This window comes from Phytohabitans maris (genome assembly GCF_031085175.1).
GTDB lineage: Bacteria > Actinomycetota > Actinomycetes > Mycobacteriales > Micromonosporaceae > Phytohabitans > Phytohabitans maris.
The window spans coordinates 24,027-45,697 of record NZ_JAVHUY010000017.1; the positions used below are offsets into that span (position 1 = coordinate 24,027).

Sequence of the window (21,671 nt, forward strand, 5' to 3'; positions counted from 1 at the left end):
TCGCAGAGGGTGAACCAGATCACCGGAAAGGCGCGGTAGGCGGTTTCGCCCCGTACACTGTGGCGAGTACGCACAACTGAATACCTCATCCAGAGGGGCTGAGGGATACGGCCCGACGACGCCCCGGCAACCACCCCGCATGACTCGACGACGAGGCCATTCGCGGGACAGGTGCCAATTCCGTCCCCGCCGCACGGTGCGGCGCTGGGAAAGATGAGAGGACGCCTCGATGCCGTCGACCCTCGACGCCACTACCGCCACCTCCGACGCCCCGGCCCCGGCCAGCCCCGCACGCGCGCTCGTCTGTCGCGGCTGCGGCAAGGAGTACCCGCTCGCCGCCCAGCACGCCTGTTACGAGTGTTTCGGCCCGCTCGAGGTGGCGTACGACCAGGCTGCTCTCGCGCGGGTGACCAGGGCCCAGATCGAGGCGGGCCCGCACAGCATCTGGCGCTACGCGGCGCTGCTCCCCACCGGGCAGGACCCGGCGAGCCGGGTGACCCTCGACCCCGGCCTCACCCCGCTCGTCGCCGCGCCCCGGCTGGCCGAGGAGCTCGGCGTACGCGGGCCGCTGTGGGTCAAGGACGACAGCGCCAACCCGACCCACTCGTTCAAGGACCGGGTGGTCTCGGTGGCCCTCACCGCGGCGCGCGGGCTGGGCTTCAGCCGCTTCGCCTGCGCCTCCACCGGCAACCTGGCCAACTCGGTCGCCGCGCACGCGGCCCGGGCCGGCGTACCGTCGATCGTCTTCATCCCCGGTGACCTCGAGCCGGGCAAGGTCGTCACCACGGCCGTGTACGGCGGCGAGCTGGTCGCGATCGAGGGGTCGTACGACGACGTCAACCGGCTCTGCAGCGAGCTCGTGGAGACCGACGAGTTCGAAGACACCGCGTTCGTCAACGTAAACGTGCGGCCGTTCTACGCCGAGGGCTCCAAGACCCTCGGGTACGAGGTGGCCGAGCAGCTCGGCTGGCGCCTGCCCGAGCAGGTCGTCATCCCCATGGCGAGCGGCGAGCTGCTCACGAAGGTCGACAAGGCGTTCAGCGAGCTGGTCGAGATCGGCCTGGTCGAGGCGCCGGCCAACGGGTGGCGGGTCTTCGGCGCCCAGTCGTCCGGCTGCAACCCGATCGCGGTCGCCCTGCACAACGGCGTCAGCGAGATCATCCCGGTCAAGCCGACCGGCATCGCCAAGTCGCTCAACATCGGCGACCCGGCCGCCGGGCTGTACGCGCTGGAGGCCGTGCGCCGCTCCGGCGGGTGGATGGACTACGCGACGGACGACGAGATCCGCGACGCGATCCAGCTGCTCGCCGCCACGACCGGGGTGTTCGCCGAGACGGCCGGCGGGGTGACCGTCGCCGTGCTCAAGAAGCTCGTCGAGTCGGGCAAGCTCGACCCGGACGCCGAGACGGTCGTGTTCAACACCGGCGAAGGGCTGAAGACCATCGAAGCGGTCGCCGAGCAGGTCGGCCCGACGCACCGGATCAAGCCCTCGCTCCGCGGCGCCCGCGACGCCGGTCTCCTCGGGTCCTGACCCCGCGCTTCCCGGTGCCCTGGGCGATTCCCGGTTACTGCGAGCGGGAGCGTGACCACGGAGGGAAGTGCAGGTAGCGGAGGTTTGGTCGGGATGGGAGTTGCATTCCGTAGTCGGGATTTTGCCGTCCGTCGAGAAAACACCGCTCCGGGGACTTGACGGCGCCATCTGGACGACGCAGGATGCTCCGTGCGGGAGGGCGGTCGCCGTAGGCTTTGTTCTAACGTCCCAGCGCCGGAGGCGCTGTGCGGCTGTCCCTCCCGACCAACTTGTCCGGGCTGATCCAGCCGATCCGAGCGGCTAAATTCGGTCGCGGAGAGCGGCCCGAAAAGGGACCCTCGGTGACATGGACATCGCCGTCAGACCCATGGATCCGGCCGACGAGAAGGCCGTCGAGCAGGCGTACCAGATCGTCGAAGCCGCGTTGGCCGCGGACGTGCCGGACTTTCCGCCCGTGGGCCGGCAGCGCTTCCTCGCCGAGCTGCGCTACCCGTGGCCCGGCGCCACGCACGAGCGGTTCCTGGCCACGATCGACGGCGTCGCCGCCGGTTACGTGACGGTCGAGCTGCCGCAGCTGGACAACCTCGAAAACGCCGAGGCCGACCTCAGCGTGCACCCCGAGCATCGCCGGCGCGGCGTGGGCCGCGCGCTGTACGAGCACGTCCAGGCCATGGTCCGCGGCGCGGGTCGCAAGCGGCTGATGGGCATGTCGGTCGAGTCGCTGCCCGGCGGCGTGGCGCGCGACGAGGCGGGCGGCGCGTTCGCCACCGCGATGGGTGCCAAGGGTGCGCTGACCGACGTGCGGCGCCGCCTCGACGTCACCAAGCTCGACGAAGACGGCCTTCGCCAGCAGCTGGCCGCCGCCTGGGAGCGCGCCGCCGGCTATTCGCTGGTCAAGTGGCGGGGCGCCACGCCCGACGAGATCATCGACGACATCGCGTACCTCGACGGCCGGCTGCTCTCCGACGCGCCGATGGGCGACCTCGACTGGGAGGCGGAGAAGGTCGACGCCGACCGCATCCGGGCAAACGACGCCGTCGCGGCCGCGCGTGGCCGCCGCCGGTACAACACGGCGGTACGGCACGACGAGAGCGGCAAGGTCGTCGCGTTCACCACGATCGACTTCCCCGGTACGGTCGACTGGCACGCGTTCCAGCAGATCACCATCGTCGAGCCGACCCACCGCGGCCACCGCCTCGGCACCGTCGTCAAGCTGGAAAACCTCGGCTACACCCGGGCGCACGAGCCGGGGCTGCGGGCGATCGACACCTGGAACGCCGGGGTCAACGACCACATGATCTCGATCAACGAGGCGATGGGGTTCCGCCCTGTCGACGGCTGGCAGAACTGGCAGCACGACCTATAAGACGGCCGGTCCGCGCGGCCCACGGACGCAGCGGGAGCTGGCGGTAGCCACCGGCCGCCAGCCCCGCGTCCCGCTCGAAGAAGTTGCGGCAGCCGTAGCCACCGGTCAGCAGGTACGAGTACGCGGAGGCGGCGCCGTAGAGCGGGAAGAAGAAGAGGCCGAGCACCGCGTACTGGCCGACGTGCCGGGTCTCGTGGCCGAGCAGCTCCGCCCGATCGGGGTCGAGCAGCCAGCCGGCCGGGCGCTTGGTGAAGACCACCGTGCCGACCGTGAAGCAGGACTGCTTGGGCACGCGGAGGCGGTAGCCGCCCGCCACGTACAGCCCGCCGGGGCCGCGCACGAGCCGGGTGCGCGTGGCGGTGGCGAGCAGCAGCGCCGCGAGCGTGGTGCCGTTGACCCACGTCAGAGTGGTGCGCACCGCCGGCCACCTGGGCATACCTGTTAGCTTCTCACCCCCGCTGGGGGATGATGGCGGGATGACGGACTCCCCGCGCCATCTGTACGACAAGCACGCCGACACCCTCGCGCGTGCGCTCGCCGCGATCTCCGAGCGCGGCTACTGGTCGGCCTACCCCGAGTCGCCCAGCCCCCGCGTGTACGGGGAGACGGCCGCCGCCGACGGCCAGGCGGCCTTCCAGGCGTACCTCGACAACCGCTTCCCGCTCGACCAGCCGGGCACCGACGGCTGGATCGCCACCGAGGCGAGCCCGTTCGGCGTCGAGCTCGCGGTGACCTACCCGCACGTCGAGGCGGGCGAGCTGATCGCCGCGGCGACGGCCGCCCTGCCCGCCTGGCGCGACGCCGGCCCGCAGGTCCGTGCCGGCGTCTGCCTGGAGATCCTGGCGCGGCTGCACGCGAACGTGTTCGAGCTCGCCAACGCGGTGCAGTTCACCAGCGGCCAAGCGTTCGTGATGGCGTTCCAGGCGGGCGGGACGCACGCGCTCGACCGTGCGCTGGAGGCGCTGGCGTACGCGTACGCGGAGATGACCCGGCACCCCGGCGAGGCCGCCTGGGAAAAGCCGGCCGGCAAGGGCGACCCGCTGCGGATGACCAAGCGGTTCCACGTGGTACCGCGCGGGATCGGCCTGGTCATCGGCTGCAACACCTTCCCGACCTGGAACTCGTACCCAGGGCTCTTCGCCTCCCTCGTCACGGGCAACCCGGTGATCGTCAAGCCGCACCCGCGGGCCGTGCTCCCGCTCGCGATCACCGTCCGGTACGCCCGCGAGGTGCTCGCCGAGGCCGGCTTCGACCCCAACCTGATGCTGCTGGCGCCCGAGGCGCCGGGGGAGGCGCTCGCCTCCACGCTGGCACTGCGCCCCGAAGTGAAGATCATCGACTACACCGGCTCGACCGCGTACGGCGAGTGGCTGGAGGAGAACGCCCGCCAGGCCGTCGTCTACACGGAGAAGGCCGGCGTCAACACGATCGTGATCGACTCGACCGACGACTTCGCCGGCATGTGCCGCAACATCGGCTTCTCGCTCGTCCTCTACAGCGGGCAGATGTGCACCACGCCGCAAAACGTGCTGGTACCGGCCGGCGGCATCGGCACCGACCAGGGGCACAAGTCGTTCGACGAGGTGGCGGCCGGCATCGCGGGCGCGGTGGGCAAGCTGACCGGCGATCCGGCCCGCGCGGTGGAGCTGACCGGCGCGATCGTCAACGACGGCGTGCTCAACCGGCTCGACGAGGTCAAGTCGGTCGGCGAGCCGGTGCTGGAGTCGCGGGTCGTCGAGCATCCGGCGTTCGAGGGCGCGGTCGTCCGTACCCCGGCGATCCTGAAGCTGCCCGCGGACGCCGCGGAGACCTACGGCATGGAGTGGTTCGGACCGATCTCGTTCGTGATCGCCACCGACTCCACGGCGGAGAGCCTGGAGATCTTCCGGTCCACTGTGGGCGAACGGGGCGCGATCACCGCATCCGTGTACTCCACGGACGAGAAGGTGCTGGACGCCGCCGAGGCGGTCGCGCTCGACGTGGGCGTGCACCTGTCCTGCAACTTGACCGGTGGCGTCTTTGTCAACCAGTCGGCGGCCTTCTCCGACTTCCACGCGAGCGGCGCCAACCCGGCGGCGAACGCGGCACTGACCGACGGCGCGTACGTGGCCAGCCGCTTCCGGATCGTCCAGTCCCGCCGCCACACCGCGTAGCCCCGTGATCGAAGCTCCCGTCAAGTCGCTAGAACGACTTGACGGGAGCTTCGATCACCGAGTGGGGTCAGGCCAGCCGGCGCATCTGGAGCTCCCGGAGCACCGGGACGACCGGGTGTGGCACGCGGATGCCGGTGTCGACGAAGCCCAGCCGCTCGTACGCCCGTCGCGCCCGTTCGTTGCCGACCACGACCTCCAGCATCAGCTCGGGGCGGCCGACGCTCCGCGACCAGGCGGCCACCTCGTCCACGAGTTGCTCCAGCATGCCGGTGCCGCGCCGGGCCGGCGTGATGTAGACGGCGAAGATGATCGTGAGCTTGGGCTCGTCGGGCGACATGATCCCGCCGGCGTGCCCGACGAAGCGCCCGTCCACCTCCGCCACGAACTGCGCCCGGAAGTGGCCGAACGCGCTGCCGGCGATCCGCTCCGCGAACTCGGCGTGCGGGATCTCGGCCGCCTCGGCCAGCGTCTCCAGGAAGGCGAGCGGGGTGTCGGCGAGCATCTCCAGGCGCAGCGCCCGCATCCGGGCCGCGTCCTGCAGCCGCACCCGGCGCACGGTCGCTCGCGTCGTCATCCCGTCACCCTAGAGGGCTTTCAGAGCCTGGGTGCGGCGCGTCCCGCGCTCCCCACGGTCGGGGGGGGGGGGGGGCGGCCGCGCGGTCGTGGGGCGGGGGGGGGGGGGGGGTGCCACGCCCCCCCCGGGCGGTGATCGAAGCTCCCCCCACGTCGTTCTCGCGACTTGAGGGGAGCTTCGATCACACGACGGCTTGCCTGCCGACGTTTTCGCAGAGGTCGGTGCCGTACTCGAAGCCGAGCTCGGCCGGGTAGCGCAGGAGCACGCCGAGCACCCAGCGCTCGGCGATCGCGAGGCAGCTGATGTGCCACAGCCGGTCGTCGTCGCGCAGGAGCCAGCCGTTCTTGATGGCCACGCGGCCGGGGTCGGGGAGCGCCAGCCGTACGCCGAAGTCGCCGGCCCCGCGCACCTGCCGCATCTCGTCCAGCAGCCAGCCGGTCCACCGGGGACCCGCCGCGCGGCCGTCCGCGATGCAGGCGCCCAGCCGTACGGTGTCCCGCGCCGAGACGGTGGTCCGGCTCCACCAGTTGCCGTACGCGCTGCTCTCGGTGAGCCCGCAGGTGGCGATCAGCCGCTCGATCGAGGCCCGGCGCCCGACCAGCTCGAACAGCGCCTGGGCGGCCGTGTTGTCGCTGTCCCGGATCATGATCCTGAGCTGCCGGAGCCGGTCTTCGCTGATCTCCTCGTCCGCCGCCGTCCGCAGGTAGTCGGCGGCGATCCAGGCCTTGACCATCGACATCGTGTCGCTGGGGGCGGTCAGGTTGCCCGAGCCGCTGATGCTTCCGCTGCGCCGGTCCAGCAGCGCCCAGGAGAGGAAGCCGGTGTGGTCGACACGGACGCGGACCGGCGGCGGTGGCTTGGCCGGCGGGCTGGACGCCACCGGTCGCTGACCCGCCACCCAGTGCGCCGCCGAGCCCTGACTCGTACTCACGGTCGCGATCAGGGTCACGACGGTTAGCGCGGCGCTCACGTACGCCGTCGCGAGCCATCCCTGGCCCATTCCGGCCCGGTGCCGGCCTCGTCCGTTCGGTCTGCGTGAAACCACGTTCGTTCAACGAGGCAGGAGTGCAGGTCGAGGCGGCAGGATGCCGGGTGACGACCCGGGTGTCCGGTTTGGGGTAGTGCGCGGGCGGGGGTCCTCGTGTAGCGTGCGATTTCGGCCGCTGTGTTCGACGGACCACCCCGGACCACGGATCGGCGGCCCCGGCCGGCAAACGGCGCGGCCGGGGGTTGTCGAACCCAGCACCATCGAAGTGAGGGAAGTGCACCGTGGCACAGGGCACCGTCAAGTGGTTCAACAGCGAAAAGGGCTACGGCTTCATCGCGGTCGACGGCGGGCAGGACGTCTTCGTCCACTTCTCGGCGATCGAGATGGACGGCTACAAGGCGCTGGACGACGGCCAGCGCGTGGAGTTCGAGATCGCTCAGGGCCAGAAGGGGCCGCAGGCCGAGAAGGTTCGGGTCATCGCCTGAGCCCTCAGTGACGCGTTGAGGCGGGGCATCCGGGTTTCCGGCCCCGCCTCCAGCTATTGCGGGCCAGGTTTCGCCAGCCCTCATCACCCGTTCACCCGACGCGCTTGCACTCCCTAGGGGAGAGTGCTAAACAGGTGATTGGCACTCGCGGCATGTGAGTGCCAATGGTCGGGGCGGTGGGGCCACGGTCGTGATCATCGCATTGATGGCGCGGCACGGGCCGGTCGTCGCGGGCTATCCGGCCCGGCCGGACGGAAGGTCGCTGCGCGCTTCGGGCTGACCGCTCGAAGTGCCGTGGATGTCCAGCTGGAGGACAACGCCGTATGGCCAAGATTATCGCGTTCGACGAGGAGGCGCGCCGCGGCCTTGAGCGGGGCATGAACACCCTCGCCGACGCCGTAAAGGTGACGCTGGGCCCGAAGGGCCGCAACGTCGTGCTCGAGAAGAAGTGGGGCGCGCCCACCATCACCAACGATGGTGTGAGCATCGCCAAGGAGATCGAGCTCGAGGACCCCTACGAGAAGATCGGCGCGGAGCTGGTCAAGGAGGTCGCGAAGAAGACCGACGACGTGGCCGGTGACGGCACGACGACGGCGACCGTCCTGGCCCAGGCGCTGGTCCGCGAGGGCCTGCGCAACGTGGCGGCCGGCGCCAACCCGATGGCCCTGAAGCGGGGCATCGAGGCGGCCGTCGCCAACGTCGCGGAGGAGCTGGCGAAGCTCGCCAAGGACGTCGAGACCAAGGAGCAGATCGCCTCCACCGCGTCGATCTCGGCCGGTGACGCCACCGTCGGCGAGATCATCGCCGAGGCGATGGACAAGGTCGGCAAGGAAGGCGTCATCACCGTCGAGGAGAGCAACACCTTCGGCCTGGAGCTCGAGCTCACCGAGGGCATGCGCTTCGACAAGGGCTACATCTCGCCGTACTTCTGGACCGACGCCGAGCGGATGGAGGCCGTCCTCGACGACCCCTACATCCTGATCGTCAACAGCAAGATCTCGTCGGTGAAGGACCTGCTGCCGATCCTCGAAAAGGTCATGCAGTCGGGCAAGCCGCTGGCGATCATCGCCGAAGACGTCGAGGGCGAGGCGCTCGCCACCCTCGTCGTCAACAAGGTGCGTGGCACGTTCAAGTCCGTCGCGGTGAAGGCGCCCGGCTTCGGCGACCGCCGCAAGGCGATGCTGACCGACATCGGCATCCTCACCGGCGGCCAGGTCATCAGCGAGGAGGTCGGGCTCAAGCTCGACGCCGCCACGCTCGACCTGCTGGGCCGCGCCCGCAAGGTCGTGGTGACCAAGGACGAGACCACGATCGTCGACGGTGCCGGTGACGCCGACCAGATCCAGGGTCGGGTCAACCAGATCCGCGCCGAGATCGAAAAGAGCGACTCCGACTACGACCGTGAGAAGCTGCAGGAGCGCCTGGCGAAGCTCGCCGGCGGTGTCGCGGTGATCAAGGTCGGCGCGGCCACCGAGGTCGAGCTCAAGGAGCGCAAGCACCGTATCGAGGACGCGGTCCGCAACGCCAAGGCCGCAGTCGAGGAGGGCATCGTCCCGGGTGGTGGCGTCGCGCTGGTCCAGGCCGGCAAGACCGCCTTCGACAAGCTCGACCTGGCTGGCGACGAGGCCACCGGCGCGACGATCGTAAAGATCGCGCTCGACGCGCCGCTGCGCCAGATCGCCGTCAACGCCGGCCTCGAGGGTGGCGTCGTGGTGGAGAAGGTGCGCAACCTGGAGACCAACCACGGCCTCAACGCGGCCAGCGGTGAGTACGTCGACCTGCTGTCGGCGGGCATCATCGACCCGGCCAAGGTGACCCGTTCGGCGCTGCAGAACGCGGCTTCGATCGCGGCCCTGTTCCTGACCACCGAGGCTGTGGTGGCGGACAAGCCGGAGAAGGAGAAGGCCCCGGCGGGTGCGCCCGGCGGCGGCGACATGGACTTCTGATCTCTGATCAGTCCTGTCCACAAGGGAGGGGCGAGCCGGGTTTCCGGCTCGCCCCTTTCGTTTGTCTATCTACTCAGCGGCCTCGTCGCTTGCGCGGCGGCCGTGCGCCGCGGCCGGTTCGCACCGGTGTCAGCGGCGTGGCTGGTTGCGCTGCTTGTCTGCCCGCGACATCGGCTTCGGCGGCAGGTCCTCAGTGGACGACTGAGGGCCGCTCATCTCGTGCGGCTGTCCGGGCCGCGGCTGGTTGCGCTGGAACTCGTTGTGCTGGTGCTGGTTGTTGCTGTGCTGGCCGGGCTGTGGTGCGCCCGGGTCCCGCCGGTTCGCCAGGTCCGGCCGCTCCGGGCGGTCCGACCGGTCTGGTCGGGCCGCGCCGGGTGAGAGGCTCTGGTCGAGCCTGCCCCCGGCTGTCTCGGCCGGCATCTGGGCCATGCGGGACTTTGCCACGGTCTGGAGATCGTCCTTCGGTCGCTTTTCCTTGGCCATGATCTCCTCCTTCCAGGGGCAACGTTATGGGCCGGTCAAGAGGCTCGCGGTGAAAAGAGAGTATTAATCCGTATGCGTCGGTTGCCTGGTATGAGCTCCGATAGGTTCGGCGGAGAGAACCGGGCGCAGGACCGATGAGTTCAGCGGGTCCGGTCCGTCCTACCTGGCGATAGAGCGTTCAGCCGCTACCTGGGAGACGTCATGAAGAAGATCACCGCTGGCCTGTTCATCTCGCTCGACGGGGTCGTCGAGGCGCCGGATCAGTGGCACTTCCCGTACTTCAACGACGAGATGGGCGCGGCCGTCGACGGCCAGCTCGGCTCGGCGGACACACTGCTGATCGGCCGCGTGACGTACGACAGCTTCGCCGGCGCGTGGCCCGATCGGGAGGCCGCGGGCGACGAGGACGCGCACTTCGCCAAGAAGCTCGGCGACATGCGCAAGATCGTGGTGTCGCGGCAGCCGCTGGAGTTCACCTGGCGCAACTCCGAGCTGCTCCAGGGCGACCTCGTGGAGGCGGTCACCGCGCTCAAGAACGAGCCGGGCGAGGGGACCATCGGCATGAGCGGGTCGGTCTCGATCGTGCGGCAGCTGCTCGCCGCCGGCCTGCTCGACGAGCTGCACCTGCTGGTGCACCCGATCGCCGTACGCAAGGGGATGCGCCTCTTCGACGAGGGCGACACGACGATGCCGCTCACGCTGCTGTCGTCCACGCCGTTCCAGACCGGCGTGCTCTACCTCGTCTACGGCCCGGCGACCCAGGCGCCCGAGGGTGGGTACGAGGAGGCCCGGACGCACCTGCCGGCCGAGTAGGGGCTACAACTGCTTGCGGTACAGGAAGAAGACGCGCTCGATCCGGGCACCCACCGCCGACGCGTAGAACGGCACCGGCCCCACCCAGCCGATCTGGGCCTGCTGGAGGCCGGTGTCCCGCAGGTCGCGCAGGCATCGGCGGAGCAGCAGGCCACCGATGCCGAGCCCCTGCGCGGCGGGCGCGGTGCCCATCGGGCCAAACCAGCTCGGCCGCGACGAGCCGTACGCGGCGAAGCCGAGCACCTCGCCGTCCCGGAGCGCGATGTGGCAGCCGGCGCCGGGCCGCCCCACCGAGTCGGAGACCTCGCCGGCCCAACCGTCGCTGAAGTTGGCGCGGGCGAACTCGACCAGCGCCGGTAGGTCGCCGGTGTCCGCGCGCCGGACGGCGACCCCGTTCGCCGCCAGCCGCTCCTGCGCCGCCTCGGTCGGGCGGAGGGCGGTGAGGTCGGCGGTCATGTTCCACGCGGTGCGGTCCTGCTCGTACCCGAGCGCGTTGGCCGCGCAGACCGCGGGCGTGTAGCGGACGTCGATGCCGGGCCAGGCGTAGTACGGCGGGTTGCCGGCCAGCAGCACCTCGACCGCACCCCGGCCGGCCAGCGCCCCCTCGGCCCGGGTCAGCAGCGCCCGCCCGATGCCCTGGCGGCGTGCGGCCGGCCGGACCGCGACGAGGTCGACGTGCCCGATCGAGTCGTCGCGGTGCGAGATCGACCCGAGCACCACCCCGGCCAGCTCACCGTCCGCGGTGGCGGCGAAGCCGATGCCCGGCTGCTCGCGCAGCCGGGCCACGATCTGGTCCGCCTCCGCGGCGTCGTCGGGCAGGTCCAGCGCCTCTCGGCAAAGGTCAACCACGGCGGGTACGTCGGCGTCGGTCAGCGCGGCGATCGAAAACTCCACGGTCGCCGACACTAACCGGCGGTCAGGACGCCGTGCGTGCCGCCTGCACCGCCGCGTACGCGTCGACCATCCCGGCGCCGGTGACGTCGGCCGGCGCGCACTCGCCGGAACTGTCGCCAGGGTTCGCGGGCGTGGCCGTGTCGCGCAGGATCTCACGGGTACGGGCGAGGTCGCCGATCAGCCGCGGGTTGGCCGACCACATCAGCGCCACCACACCGGCCACGTGCGGTGCGGCCATGGAGGTGCCGCTCTGCTCGGCGTACCCGCCGCCGGGCATCGCCGAGAGCACGTCCTGGCCGGGCGCCACGATGTCGGGCTTGGCGAGATCGGCGTCGGTCGGTCCGCGACTGGAGAACTCCGTGACCTCCTTGAGCCGGTCGACCGCGCCGACGGTCTCCACGTCCGGGTACGGGGCCGGCGGGTCGTCGACCGATCCGCAGAACGGGCCGGTGTTGCCGGCCGCGACCGTGAAGAAGATGCCGGCGGCCGCGAACGCCGCGGTGGCCGCGCGCAGCGAACCCTCGTCGCAGCCCTCGATCCGCGGGCAACCCCACGAGTTCGTGAGGACGTGCGGGGCCCGCTCCGGCCGGCCGTCGGTGAACGCGTCGCCGCCGAACGGGAACGGGGCCAGCATGAACTGCATGCAGTCCAGGTAGTGGGCCGGGTTGCCGAGGTTGCGGTCGAGGTTGACGCAGCCGACCCAGCGGGCGCCGGGTGCCACGCCGACGGTACGGCCCACCGCCGAGCCGAGCGTGTGGGTGCCGTGCCCGCCCCGGTCGGTCGGGGTACGGGTGTGGTTCCACGGGTCGTACCAGGAGTCGTCGCCGCCCCGGAAGTTGCCGGAGAGCGCGGGATGCGCACCGTCCACACCGGAGTCCGAGGTGCCGACCACGACGCCCGAGCCGTCGACGCCGAGCTGGGTGGCGGCACGGTCGGCGCCGATCAGCGAGATGTTCCACGGCGGGGCGGAGGGGGCGGGCGCGTCGCCGTGGGTCACGCCGGGATCGGCGGGCAGCGGGCGCAGCCGCTGGCTGAGCAGCACCCGGTCGACGTCGTCGCGCCGGGACAGCCAGGCACGGATCGCCGGCCCGCCGTCCACCTCGACGGCGTTGACCAGGTAGTACGGCGTGTAGTCGAGGTGCCAGCGGTCGAGCGTCCGGCGCAGATCGGCCTGCGTACCGTTGGCGTGTTCGACGAGCCGGCGGTAGACCTCGGTGACCCGGGCCTCGCGGCTGGCGGTGGTCACCCCGCTCAGGTCGGCCTGGGACTTGAGGATGACGAAGAGGCGCTCGCCGAAGAGGCCGGGCTGACCGGGGCCCAGGTACATCGCCGCACCGGTGACCAGCATCAGCACCACCGCCCCGGCCCCGATCCACCGTCCGGCGAGGCGGGCGCGCGCCAAGCCGTACCCGATGCCGACGACGAGCGCGACGGCGAGTGCGACGGCGGCGGCGATGGACGCCCAGACGGGCAGGTCCCGCCCACCTCCGACCAGCAGCAGCGTGATCTCCTCGGGATCGGCGAAGGCCAGCGGTCCCAGCGCCGCGACCGCGACCAGCGGTCCGGCGCTGCGCAACGCGGCGGCCGCGAAGCCCAGCGGCGGCAGGAGCAGCATCGCGGCGAGCTGGGCGCCGGCCTGGCCGACCCCGGCGGCGAGCAGCAGCAGCGCCACGCCGGCGACGAAGCCGCCGAGCACGACGCCGTACCGGGCCCAGAAGGCGGCGTCGAGGATCGCGGCGGCGAGCCAGCCGAGCGCCGCGGCCGCGAGCACGGCCAGCACGGTCTCCGCCAGCCCGCCCAGCGCGCCGATCCAGAGCCAGGGCAGGAGCACCGCGAGCCCACCGGCGAAGCCGAGAGCGGGCAGCGAGGGGCGGCCGCGCAGCAGGACCGCGCCGCCGGCCGCGGCCAGGGCGAGGAGCGCGAGGTAGAGCTCGTTGCGCGGCTGGGGTACCGCGCGCAGCAGGCCGAGGCCGCCGAGCGCCGCCGCGCCGAGCAGCCACACCCGGCCGGCGGCGCGTACGGCCGGGGAGCGCGGCACGAACGCGAGGATGACCGCGGGCGTGGCGGCCAGCACGGCGTTGACGATCGCGACGACCGGCCAGGTCCACGTCGGGGTATCCAGCCCGGTCACCAGCAGCACCTGGTCGGCCAGCCAGCCGACCGACTGGCACAGGACGGTTATCGCCACCGCCCACACGCCGACCGACGCGGCGGCGAACACCACCCACGGGCTGGTGGAGCGCTCGGGGACCGGGTACGCCGGGTGTGAGGGATACGCCATGCGCGAAACACTACGACCGGCCTGCGGTTACCGTGGACAGGTGCGAGACCCTGCCGTATCCCGGTACACCGCCAGCGAGCTCTCCCCCGAGCGCCGCGCCGCCGACCTGCGCCGGCTGCGGAGCGAACGCTTCGACGTCCTCGTCATCGGCGGCGGCGTCACCGGCGCGGGCGCCGCGCTCGACGCCGCCTCGCGCGGGCTCAAGGTCGCGCTGGTCGAGGCGCGTGACCTGGCCTCGGGTACCTCCAGCCGGTCCAGCAAGCTGATCCACGGCGGCCTGCGCTACCTGGAGCAGCTCGAGCTGCACCTGGTGCAGGAGGCGCTCACCGAGCGTGGCCTGCTCGCCACCCGACTCGCCCCGCACCTGGTGCGCCCGGTGCCGATCCTCGTGCCGCTCCCCGGTGGCCACTCGCCCCGCGAGTTTCCCGGCCGGGCGTGGCGGCGGGCGTACTACGGCGCGGGGGTCGCGGCGTACGACGCGTTCGCCGGGCTCTTCGGCCACGGGCGGGGCATGCCGCTGCACCGCCACCTGTCCCGCGACGGCGCCCGGCACGTCTTCCCGAGCCTCCGTCCGGACGTGGTGACCGGGGCGATCCGCTACTACGACGGGCAGGTCGACGACGCCCGCCTGGTGGTCACCCTCGCGCGCACCGCGGCCAGCCTCGGCGCGGCCGTCGTGACCAGCGCCCGCGCCGTCGGCATGGTGCGGCAGGCGCGGGAGGTGACCGGGGTACGGGTACGCGACCTGGAGTCGCGGGCGGACGAGTTCGAGGTGCGGGCCCGTACCGTGATCGCGGCGACCGGCGTCTGGAGCGACGACATCTCCGCGATGCTCGGCGACGTCGGCGTACGGCCGGGGCTGCGGGTGCGCGCCTCGAAGGGCGTCCACGTGGTGGTGCCCCGCTCGGCGATCACCGGCGACGCCGGGCTGATCCTGCGCACGGCCAGCTCGGTGCTCTTCGTGCTGCCGTGGGGCGGCCACTGGATCATCGGTACCACCGACACCGACTGGCAGCTCGACCGCGACCACCCGGCCGCCTCCGCGCGCGACATCGAGTACCTGCTGGATCAGCTAAATACCGTGCTCGACCGGCCAGTGTCCACATCGGACATCGAGGGTGTGTACGCCGGGCTTCGCCCGCTCCTGTCCGGCGAGGCCGAGCCGACCTCCAAGCTCTCCCGCGAGCACGCCGTCGTCGAGCCCATGCTGGGCCTGATGCTGGTGGCCGGCGGAAAGTACACGACGTACCGGGTGATGGCCGCCGACGTGGTCGACCGCGCGGCCCGCCGGCTGGGCGTGCGCGTGCCGTCCCGCACCGCCGACCTGCCACTGCTCGGCGCCGACGGGTACGCGGCGATGTGGCGGGACCGGCTCGACCTGGCCCGGCGGCACGGCGTGCAGGCGGGTGTGCTGGAGCACCTCCTGGAGCGGTACGGCACGCTGGCACCCCAGCTGATCGCGATGATCCACGCCGAGCCGGCACTGGCCGCCCCGCTCGCCGGCGCGCCCGAATACCTGGCGGCCGAAGTGGCGTACGCGGCCCGGGTCGAGGGCGCCCTGCACCTCGACGACGTGCTGACCCGGCGCACCCGGATCTCGTTCGAGACGCCTCACCGGGGCACCGAGTCGGCCCAGCACGCGGCCGAGATCATGGGCTCGGTGCTGGGCTGGGACGCGGACGTGCGGGCCCGCGAGGTGGAGCACTACCTCGCCCGCGTCGAGGCGGAACGCCAGTCGCAGAAGATGCCCGACGACGCCACGGCGGACGCCGCCCGGCTCGGCGCGCCGGATGTACGCGGCGCGAGCCCGCTCGCCTTGTAGGGGAACCGATCGGGCGTACTCTCCGTCGCATGAAGATGGCGTACGCGCGTCTATGTGTCGTCGTCGCGGGGCTGCTCGCGTTCGCCGCCTGCGACTCGCCGTCGCCCTCCACGGCCCTGCCTCCTCCTACAGCCGTGCCCTCCACTGGTGTGCCGGCGCCCTCTACGGCCGTGCCGTTGCCCGCCACGGCCGCGGCGCCGACGACGGTCGCCGCGGCTGGGGTGACGGTCGAGCGGACCGGCGGCTTCGTCGGGATCGACCAAAACATCACCGTGGAGCCGGACGGGCGCTGGACCTACTACCGCAGCCGCGTCGGTCAGGGCGGCGGCACACCGGTGCGCGGGCGGCTCAACGACGCCCAGCTCGCCGACCTGCGGGCGCTCCTCGCCGACCCCCAGCTTGGTCGCGAGGTGGGTGAGTCGTCGGACTGCGCGGACGGCTTCGTCTACACGCTGGTGACCGGCCCGACGAAGGTGGAGTGGGCCGACTGCGGCACCGGCTCCCCACCGACCGCCATGCGCGTGGTCGATCTGCTCTCGACCAGCACCCCGTTCTAGGCGGATTTCCCGCGCGCAGCCGCCGGGCCCACCACAGGGCACTCCCGCGGCCTCACCCTCCGCGGTTGGCATATCGGTCCCGCAGGCGGCGCCTGCGCTCGATGGTTGTGAATCTAGAACGCTTAGGGCGGATATGGAGCCCTAAACGTTCTAGATCGGCTTCAGCTCCCGCCGGAGGCAATGGAGCGGTGACCGCGACCAGACACGGAGGGTGAGGCCGCGGTTGGGTCGGTCCAGAACCATTGCCACTCGCCCAATCTTGATCAAGGTCAGGCGACTGCGCACCGCGGACGACCGGGACGGTCCATGATTCCCGCGGGCACCGCTGCGGCCGGCGGCGGGTTGGCGCTCGCCGAGATCCCCGGCCTCCACTGCCGGCTCCGCGACGCAAGCCCACCTCACGGGAGGCTCCCCGCAGGGGCCGGGGTGAGATCGCCGACGGCGGAGGGTGAGGCCGCGGGAGCAACGGTCTGGACCACGACGGGCGTCGCGGTAGCCCATCCCTCTAAAGGACCTTGCCGGGGTTGAGCAGTCCCTGCGGGTCGAGCGCGGCTTTGATGGCCTGCTGCACGCGGATGCCGACCGGGCCGAGCTCGCGGGCCAACCACTCGCGTTTGAGCAAGCCGACGCCGTGCTCGCCGGTGCAGGTGCCGCCGAGCGCGAGCGTGATCTCCACGATCTCGTCGAACGCGCGCTGGCACTTCGCCACGCTCGTCGGGTCGGCGCGGTCGACCACGATGTTGGGGTGCATGTTGCCGTCGCCGGCGTGGCCCACGACGCCGATCGCGACGCCGTTTTCGACCGCGATCCTCTCGATGCCGTCGAGCAGGGCGGCCAGGGCCGAGCGGGGTACGGCCACGTCGTCGATGATCAGGCCGCCGCTGCCCTGGGGAAACATCTCGGCCGCGTACTTCTCCATCGACGCGTGCGCCAGCCGCCGCGCCTGGAGTAACTGGGCCGCCTCGATCGCGTCGGTGGCCGCGTACACCTCGTCGGCGCCCGCCTCCTCGCAGAGCGCGGCGATCCGCTCCAGGTCGGCCGCGGCCCGGGCGCCCGTGTCGGTGGCGGCCAGCAGCAGCGCCTTCGCCTCCGTGCGCAGCCCCATCGGCTGGTACGCCTCCAGCGCGATCAGGTGGGTCTGGTCGAGCAGTTCCAGCAGGCTGGGCGAGAGCCCCTGGGCGGAGATGGCGGCGACCGCGGCGCCGGCGGCGGCCGTGGACGGGAAGAGCGCCACGAGCGTGAGCGACTCCTCGGCGACCGGCCGCAGCGCCACGGTGATCTCGGTGATCACGCCGAGCGTGCCCTCCGAGCCGACGAAGAGCTTGGTCAGGTCGTAGCCGGCCACGCCCTTGGCGGTACGCCGGCCGGTGCGCAGCACCTCGCCGGAGGCGAGCACGACCTCCAGCCCCAGGACGTACTCGACGGTGACGCCGTACTTGACGCAGCACATGCCGCCGGCGTTGGTGGCCACGTTGCCGCCGATCGTGGACGACTCCCACGAGCCGGGGTCGGGCGGGTAGCGCAGGCCGTGCTTGGCCACCTCGGCCGCGAGCGCCGAGTTGACCACGCCGGGCTGGAGGACGGCGATGCGGTTGACCGGGTCGACTTCGAGGACGCGGTCCATCGCCACGGTGGAGAGGACGATCCCGCCCTCCACCGCGTTTGCGGCGCCGGCCAGGCCGGTGCGGGCGCCCTGCGGCACGAGCGGCACGCGGTGCTCGGCGGCGATCTTCACGACCGCGGCCACCTGCTCGGTCGTCCGCGGGCGTACCACCACGGCCGGCAGGCCCGCGTCGACCATGTCGGCCTCGTCGCGTGAATGGCCCTTGAGCAGGTCGGGATCGGTCAGTACGGCTTCGGTGGGGAGGGCGTCACGCAGCGCGTCGAGCAGGTCGGCCATGTCTGGCAGGCTAACCGCCGCGCTACGGTGACGCCCATGGGCAGCACGCGAGCGGTGAGCTAGGGGAGCGGCAGGCATGGTGGTGTACGTCGACCCGCCCGCCTGGCCGGCCCGTGGGCGGCTCTGGTCTCACCTGATCAGCGACGTGTCGTTCGAGGAGCTGCACGCGTTCGCCGAGATGCTCGGCCTGCCCCGGCGCGGCTTCGACCGCGATCACTACGACATGCCGGCCGAGCGGGTGCCGGTGGCGGTGTGGCTCGGCGCCCGGCCGGTGTCGAGCCGCGAGATCGTCCGCCTGCTCCACGCCGCCGGCCTGCGCCGCCCCAAGCACCTCTTCTCGTGCCAGCGCGCGTAGTCCCGGCCCAGCGCCTCTTCTCATGCCAGCGCGCGTAGCTCCCGCTCCAGGTTGGCGCGGGCCGGGCCCTCCCAGCGCTCGGCCAGCGCCGGCCGGCGGTAGAGCGCGGGCAGGTCGAGCAGGCTCCGCAGCACGGCCGCCCGGCCGGCCCGAAAAAGCTCGTCGGGCACGTGGGCGTACTCCCGGCGGACGGCGGCGGCGTACGCGTCGTACTCGGCCGGCGGCCGGGCCAGCACCGCCAGGTCGGCGTCGCAGAGCAGCTCACCGTCGCCGTCGCCGGGTGCCACCACGTGCCCGGCGGTCAGCAGTACCAGCCGCTCCACCTCGGCCGTGACCGCCGCCGGTACCCCCAGGCCGGCCAGCTCGGTCCGGGCCAGCGCGGCGCTCTCCCGCTCGTTGGCGTCGCCGGGGGAGCGCGGGTCGTAGACCGCGTCGTGAAACCAGGTCGCCAGGCGTACCGGGTCGCTCCCGCCCTCGGTGTCCACGATGGACAGCATGGCGGCCAGGTGGTCGACCGTGTGGTAGTGCCGCTGCGGCTCCCGCCACCGGTCCAGCAGGGCCGTACCGGCCGCGACCAGGGCTTCGTCGCCGGCGGTGGCACCGGCACCGCGGGCCGCCACCCTCCAGCGCTCGACAAGCGTCATGTCCCGATCATGCCGGTAGTCTCGCCCGCATGGTGCTCGCGACCGACGAGCTGGCCCGGCGCACAGGCGCCCAGCTGCGGGACCGCGTCCGCCGGGTGCGCATGAACGTGCTGCTCGCGCTCCAGGCCGGCGTCGCCGCTGGGCTCGCCTGGCTGGTGGCGCACGAGCTGATCGGCCACCGCGCGCCGTTCTTCGCCCCGATCGCCGCGGTGATCACGCTCGCGGTGTCGGTGGGGCAGCGGCTGCGGCGCGCGTTCGAGCTGGTCTTCGGTGTGGCCATCGGCATCGCGGTCGGTGACCTGCTGATCTACCTGATCGGCACCGGAGCGTGGCAGATCGGGCTGGTGGTCACGCTCGCGATCGTGACGGCCATCTTCGTCGGCGGTGGGTCCGCGCTGATCACCCAGGCCGCCTCGTCGGCCGTGCTGGTCGCCACGCTCACCCCGCCGACGACGTCCGGAATCTCGTACGAGCGCTTCGTGGACGCGCTGGTCGGCGGGCTCGTGGGGCTCGGCGTGATGGCGCTGCTGCTCCCGGTCAACCCGCTGACCGTGGTCGGACGTGCGGCCCAGCCGGCACTCGACGTACTCGCGGAAGGGCTGACCGGGACCGCCGAGGCGCTGGCCGCGCGCGACGTCGAGCGGCTGGAGGCGGTGCTGGCGCGGCTGCGGGCGGCGGAGGGTGACCTCCGTGCGCTGCAGGAGGCGATCGGGGCGGCGAGCGAGACGGCCGCGCTGGCGCCGGCGCGGTGGCGGACGCGGGGAGCGCTCGGCCAGTACATCGACGCGGCCGACCACGTCGCGCACACGCTGCGCAACAGCCGCGTGCTGGTGCGGCGGGCGCTGGCGCTGGTCCGGGACGGCGAGGCGCTGCCAGCCGCGCTGGTCGAGGCGGTGGAGGCGCTCGGCGAGGCGGTGGGCTGGCTGCGGCGCGAGCTCGCCGACGGGATCGAGCCGGTCGCCGCGCGGGAGCGCGCTCTCCGGGCGGCGAGCGAGGCCGGCATCGCGTACGCGGAGGGCGTCGACTTCTCCGGCAGCGTGATCGTCGCCCAGGTCCGTTCGGCGGCGATCGACCTGGTCCAGGCCTCCGGTCTGGACGCGAACGAGGCCGGCCGCCGGGTCCGGCGGGCGGTCGGCCGGCACATCCCACCTGATCGCCGCTGACGGCTAGGCTGGGCGGCATGAGCGAGGTCGCGCTGGCGCCACCGCCGCGCCGGTCGGCGGTCCGGCGTGGCCTTCAGGTCGGCGCGGTCATCGCATTCATCGCGCTGTGCGCCATCGGGATGCTCGGCTTCCTCGGCTACAACATCGGCCTCACCGCGCTGATCATCGGGCTGGTCGCGGCCGTGCTGCCGGTGCCCGCGCTCGTCGCCTGCTTCCTCTGGCTCGACCGCTACGAGCCGGAGCCCGCCAAATACCTGGTCTTCTCCTTCGCCTGGGGCGCGTTCCCGGCGACGCTGACCGCCCTGCTCGTCAACTCCGGCGCGGCCGCGCTCTTCGAGCGGTGGGGCATCCCGGACGCGCTGGTGGCGGTGCTGGTCGCCCCGTTCATCGAAGAGCTGGGCAAAGCGCTCGGCCCGTTCCTGCTGCTGTGGCGGCGGCGCCGCGAGTGGTCCGGCATCACCGACGGCATCGTCTACTGTGGCCTTTCCGCGCTCGGCTTCGCGATGGTGGAAAACATCCTGTACCTCGGCGGCCACGGCTACGCGGCCGGCGCCGACCAGTACGGGCCGGCCACCGGCGCGCAGATGGTCTTCGCCCTCTTCATCGGGCGCATCCTGCTCTTCGGCTTCGCCCACCCGCTCTTCACCTCGATGACCGGTGTCGGGCTCGGCATCGCGGCCCGCACCGGCGACCGCCACGTCCGGTGGATCGCGCCGCTCGCCGGCCTGCTGCTCGCGATGATCCTGCACGGCTCGTGGAACCTGATTCCCACGCTCGCCCAGGCCACCGGCGAAAACCTGATCCTGCTGTACGGGTTCATCGGCGTGATGGTGCCGGTCTTCTTCGGCATGGTCGGCTTCGCGGTGTGGCTGCGCAGCTGGGAGGGGCGGCTGACCGAGCGCACGCTCCCGGAGTACGTGCGGGCCGGCTGGCTCTCCCCGCCCGAGGTCGCCGCGCTCGGCAGCCTGGGGCGGCGGCACTCGGCCCGGCGGTGGGCCCGGCGGGTGGCCGGCGACGCGGGGCTCAAAGCGATGCGCGGGTACCAGTTTGCCGCGACCCGGCTCGCACTGCTCCGCGACGGGATGCGGCGCGGCCTCTACCGCGATCCCAAGGAGGCCGGGCGGGCGCTGGCGGAGGAGCGGCAGCTGCTGGAGGCGATCACCGGGTACCGCCAGACGTTCGCGGGGCGCGACCCGCAGGCGCCGGTGGCCCGCTGGGACGGCGCCCGCTACCAGGTGACCTTTCCGGACGGGGTGGCCCGCACGATCGAGCAGCCCGACCAGCCGGTGGTGCCGGTCCCGGTGGTGCTGGCCCCGCCGCCACCACCGCCGTACTACGGGTACTACCGGCCCTACAGGTAAAGGCCGGTCGCGTCCGGCTCGACCCGCTGGGCGGCCACGGCGTGCACGTCCCGCTCGCGCAGCAGCACGTACCCCCGGCCGTGCAGCTCGACCTCCGAGCGGTCGTCCGGGTCGAAGAGCACGCGATCTCCGGCCACTATCGAACGTACGTGCGGCCCGACGCCGACCGCGGTGGCCCAGGACAGGCGCCGCCCCACGGCCGCGGTGGCCGGAATCACGATGCCGGCGCTCGACCGGCGCTCGCCTTCGTTGCCCTCCAGGCGGACGAGAACCCGGTCGTGCAGCAGCCGGATCGGCAGGCCCTGGTCGAGATCGGGATCGGCGTTCACCCACGGAACGGTACAGCGTGCCAATG

General features: G+C 72.4%; 20 protein-coding genes and 1 riboswitch. Of the genes, 11 read left to right on the forward strand and 9 right to left on the reverse strand.

Annotated features, from left to right (window positions below; translation table 11 throughout):
* Positions 1 to 82 precede the first annotated feature (82 nt).
* Positions 83 to 220: riboswitch (SAM riboswitch) on the forward strand.
* Positions 221 to 229: 9 nt separating this feature from the next.
* Both thrC and RB614_RS19165 read left to right on the forward strand, forming a co-directional pair.
* Positions 230 to 1,531 carry a threonine synthase gene (gene thrC / locus RB614_RS19160; protein ID WP_308713920.1) on the forward strand — a complete coding sequence of 434 codons (1,302 nt, stop codon included), beginning with the start codon at positions 230 to 232 and terminating at the stop codon, positions 1,529 to 1,531.
* 346 nt (positions 1,532 to 1,877) lie between these two features.
* A complete protein-coding gene (locus RB614_RS19165) occupies positions 1,878 to 2,897 on the forward strand; it encodes a GNAT family N-acetyltransferase (RefSeq protein WP_308713921.1) in 1,020 nt (339 codons plus the stop codon).
* Here RB614_RS19165 and RB614_RS19170 read toward each other — a convergent pair.
* Complete coding sequence (locus RB614_RS19170; protein WP_308713922.1) at positions 2,836 to 3,315, reverse strand: hypothetical protein; 480 nt, start codon at positions 3,313 to 3,315, stop codon at positions 2,836 to 2,838. The genes RB614_RS19165 and RB614_RS19170 overlap by 62 nt on opposite strands.
* Positions 3,316 to 3,373: 58 nt before the next feature.
* Here RB614_RS19170 and paaN point away from each other — a divergent pair, with 58 nt between their 5' ends.
* The gene (gene paaN, locus RB614_RS19175) at positions 3,374 to 5,050 is read left to right on the forward strand and encodes a phenylacetic acid degradation protein PaaN (RefSeq protein WP_308713923.1); all 1,677 of its coding nucleotides are present in this window, start codon (positions 3,374 to 3,376) and stop codon (positions 5,048 to 5,050) included.
* A 67-nt stretch (positions 5,051 to 5,117) separates the two neighbouring features.
* Here the strand turns inward: paaN and RB614_RS19180 are convergent, their stop codons facing one another.
* On the reverse strand, positions 5,118 to 5,624 hold the full coding sequence (locus RB614_RS19180; protein ID WP_308713924.1) for a GNAT family N-acetyltransferase: 507 nt from the start codon (positions 5,622 to 5,624) through the stop codon (positions 5,118 to 5,120).
* Positions 5,625 to 5,805: 181 nt separating this feature from the next.
* The gene (locus tag RB614_RS19185; protein WP_308713925.1) at positions 5,806 to 6,555 is read right to left on the reverse strand and encodes a serine hydrolase; all 750 of its coding nucleotides are present in this window, start codon (positions 6,553 to 6,555) and stop codon (positions 5,806 to 5,808) included.
* A gap of 338 nt (positions 6,556 to 6,893) precedes the next feature.
* Here RB614_RS19185 and RB614_RS19190 point away from each other — a divergent pair, with 338 nt between their 5' ends.
* Together RB614_RS19190 and groL are read left to right on the forward strand one after the other, a co-directional pair.
* Positions 6,894 to 7,097, forward strand: a complete 204-nt coding sequence (locus tag RB614_RS19190) for a cold-shock protein (RefSeq protein ID WP_033342363.1) — start codon at positions 6,894 to 6,896, stop codon at positions 7,095 to 7,097.
* 323 nt (positions 7,098 to 7,420) lie between these two features.
* Complete coding sequence (groL, locus tag RB614_RS19195) at positions 7,421 to 9,043, forward strand: chaperonin GroEL (RefSeq protein WP_308713926.1); 1,623 nt, start codon at positions 7,421 to 7,423, stop codon at positions 9,041 to 9,043.
* Positions 9,044 to 9,172: 129 nt separating this feature from the next.
* Here the strand turns inward: groL and RB614_RS19200 are convergent, their stop codons facing one another.
* Positions 9,173 to 9,526 carry a hypothetical protein gene (locus RB614_RS19200; protein WP_308713927.1) on the reverse strand — a complete coding sequence of 118 codons (354 nt, stop codon included), beginning with the start codon at positions 9,524 to 9,526 and terminating at the stop codon, positions 9,173 to 9,175.
* A 201-nt stretch (positions 9,527 to 9,727) separates the two neighbouring features.
* On the opposite strand from RB614_RS19200, the gene RB614_RS19205 reads away from it, so the two are divergent.
* Complete coding sequence (locus tag RB614_RS19205) at positions 9,728 to 10,339, forward strand: dihydrofolate reductase family protein (RefSeq protein ID WP_308713928.1); 612 nt, start codon at positions 9,728 to 9,730, stop codon at positions 10,337 to 10,339.
* A gap of 3 nt (positions 10,340 to 10,342) precedes the next feature.
* Here the strand turns inward: RB614_RS19205 and RB614_RS19210 are convergent, their stop codons facing one another.
* Positions 10,343 to 11,233, reverse strand: a complete 891-nt coding sequence (locus RB614_RS19210) for a GNAT family N-acetyltransferase (protein WP_308713930.1) — start codon at positions 11,231 to 11,233, stop codon at positions 10,343 to 10,345.
* A gap of 22 nt (positions 11,234 to 11,255) precedes the next feature.
* Positions 11,256 to 13,514: a S8 family serine peptidase gene (locus RB614_RS19215; protein ID WP_308713931.1), complete on the reverse strand. Its 2,259-nt coding sequence runs from the start codon at positions 13,512 to 13,514 to the stop codon at positions 11,256 to 11,258.
* Positions 13,515 to 13,554: 40 nt separating this feature from the next.
* Here RB614_RS19215 and RB614_RS19220 point away from each other — a divergent pair, with 40 nt between their 5' ends.
* On the forward strand, positions 13,555 to 15,336 hold the full coding sequence (locus RB614_RS19220) for a glycerol-3-phosphate dehydrogenase/oxidase (RefSeq protein ID WP_428983047.1): 1,782 nt from the start codon (positions 13,555 to 13,557) through the stop codon (positions 15,334 to 15,336).
* Positions 15,337 to 15,365: 29 nt separating this feature from the next.
* Complete coding sequence (locus RB614_RS19225) at positions 15,366 to 15,893, forward strand: hypothetical protein (protein WP_308713934.1); 528 nt, start codon at positions 15,366 to 15,368, stop codon at positions 15,891 to 15,893.
* A gap of 505 nt (positions 15,894 to 16,398) precedes the next feature.
* On the opposite strand, the gene RB614_RS19230 is transcribed toward RB614_RS19225, so the two are convergent.
* Positions 16,399 to 17,793, reverse strand: coding sequence for an FAD-binding oxidoreductase (locus RB614_RS19230; protein ID WP_308713935.1), 1,395 nt, complete (start codon positions 17,791 to 17,793; stop codon positions 16,399 to 16,401).
* Positions 17,794 to 17,872: 79 nt separating this feature from the next.
* Between RB614_RS19230 and RB614_RS19235 the strand changes: the two genes are divergently transcribed.
* Positions 17,873 to 18,148, forward strand: coding sequence for a DUF4031 domain-containing protein (locus tag RB614_RS19235; protein WP_428983063.1), 276 nt, complete (start codon positions 17,873 to 17,875; stop codon positions 18,146 to 18,148).
* A gap of 20 nt (positions 18,149 to 18,168) precedes the next feature.
* Here the strand turns inward: RB614_RS19235 and RB614_RS19240 are convergent, their stop codons facing one another.
* Positions 18,169 to 18,792 carry an HD domain-containing protein gene (locus RB614_RS19240; protein ID WP_308713937.1) on the reverse strand — a complete coding sequence of 208 codons (624 nt, stop codon included), beginning with the start codon at positions 18,790 to 18,792 and terminating at the stop codon, positions 18,169 to 18,171.
* Between the two features lie 29 nt (positions 18,793 to 18,821).
* Here RB614_RS19240 and RB614_RS19245 point away from each other — a divergent pair, with 29 nt between their 5' ends.
* Positions 18,822 to 19,955 (forward strand): FUSC family protein, encoded by a 1,134-nt coding sequence (locus RB614_RS19245; protein WP_308713938.1) that lies wholly within the window; start codon positions 18,822 to 18,824, stop codon positions 19,953 to 19,955.
* A 17-nt stretch (positions 19,956 to 19,972) separates the two neighbouring features.
* Positions 19,973 to 21,316 (forward strand): PrsW family intramembrane metalloprotease, encoded by a 1,344-nt coding sequence (locus tag RB614_RS19250; protein WP_428983048.1) that lies wholly within the window; start codon positions 19,973 to 19,975, stop codon positions 21,314 to 21,316.
* On the opposite strand, the gene RB614_RS19255 is transcribed toward RB614_RS19250, so the two are convergent.
* Complete coding sequence (locus RB614_RS19255) at positions 21,307 to 21,645, reverse strand: GroES family chaperonin (RefSeq protein WP_308713939.1); 339 nt, start codon at positions 21,643 to 21,645, stop codon at positions 21,307 to 21,309. The genes RB614_RS19250 and RB614_RS19255 overlap by 10 nt on opposite strands.
* Between the last annotated feature and the right edge of the window lie 26 nt (positions 21,646 to 21,671).

What these genes read in the sequence shown, in the direction of transcription:
- thrC (WP_308713920.1), top strand. Translation starts at nt 230, where the DNA reads ATGCCGTCGACCCTCGACGCCACTACCGCCACCTCCGACGCCCCGGCC.
- RB614_RS19165 (WP_308713921.1), top strand. Translation starts at nt 1,878, where the DNA reads ATGGACATCGCCGTCAGACCCATGGATCCGGCCGACGAGAAGGCCGTC.
- paaN (WP_308713923.1), top strand. Translation starts at nt 3,374, where the DNA reads ATGACGGACTCCCCGCGCCATCTGTACGACAAGCACGCCGACACCCTC.
- RB614_RS19180 (WP_308713924.1), bottom strand. Translation starts at nt 5,624, where the DNA reads ATGACGACGCGAGCGACCGTGCGCCGGGTGCGGCTGCAGGACGCGGCC.
- groL (WP_308713926.1), top strand. Translation starts at nt 7,421, where the DNA reads ATGGCCAAGATTATCGCGTTCGACGAGGAGGCGCGCCGCGGCCTTGAG.
- RB614_RS19200 (WP_308713927.1), bottom strand. Translation starts at nt 9,526, where the DNA reads ATGGCCAAGGAAAAGCGACCGAAGGACGATCTCCAGACCGTGGCAAAG.
- RB614_RS19205 (WP_308713928.1), top strand. Translation starts at nt 9,728, where the DNA reads ATGAAGAAGATCACCGCTGGCCTGTTCATCTCGCTCGACGGGGTCGTC.
- RB614_RS19215 (WP_308713931.1), bottom strand. Translation starts at nt 13,514, where the DNA reads ATGGCGTATCCCTCACACCCGGCGTACCCGGTCCCCGAGCGCTCCACC.
- RB614_RS19225 (WP_308713934.1), top strand. Translation starts at nt 15,366, where the DNA reads ATGAAGATGGCGTACGCGCGTCTATGTGTCGTCGTCGCGGGGCTGCTC.
- RB614_RS19230 (WP_308713935.1), bottom strand. Translation starts at nt 17,793, where the DNA reads ATGGCCGACCTGCTCGACGCGCTGCGTGACGCCCTCCCCACCGAAGCC.
- RB614_RS19240 (WP_308713937.1), bottom strand. Translation starts at nt 18,792, where the DNA reads ATGACGCTTGTCGAGCGCTGGAGGGTGGCGGCCCGCGGTGCCGGTGCC.
- RB614_RS19245 (WP_308713938.1), top strand. Translation starts at nt 18,822, where the DNA reads ATGGTGCTCGCGACCGACGAGCTGGCCCGGCGCACAGGCGCCCAGCTG.
- RB614_RS19250 (WP_428983048.1), top strand. Translation starts at nt 19,973, where the DNA reads ATGAGCGAGGTCGCGCTGGCGCCACCGCCGCGCCGGTCGGCGGTCCGG.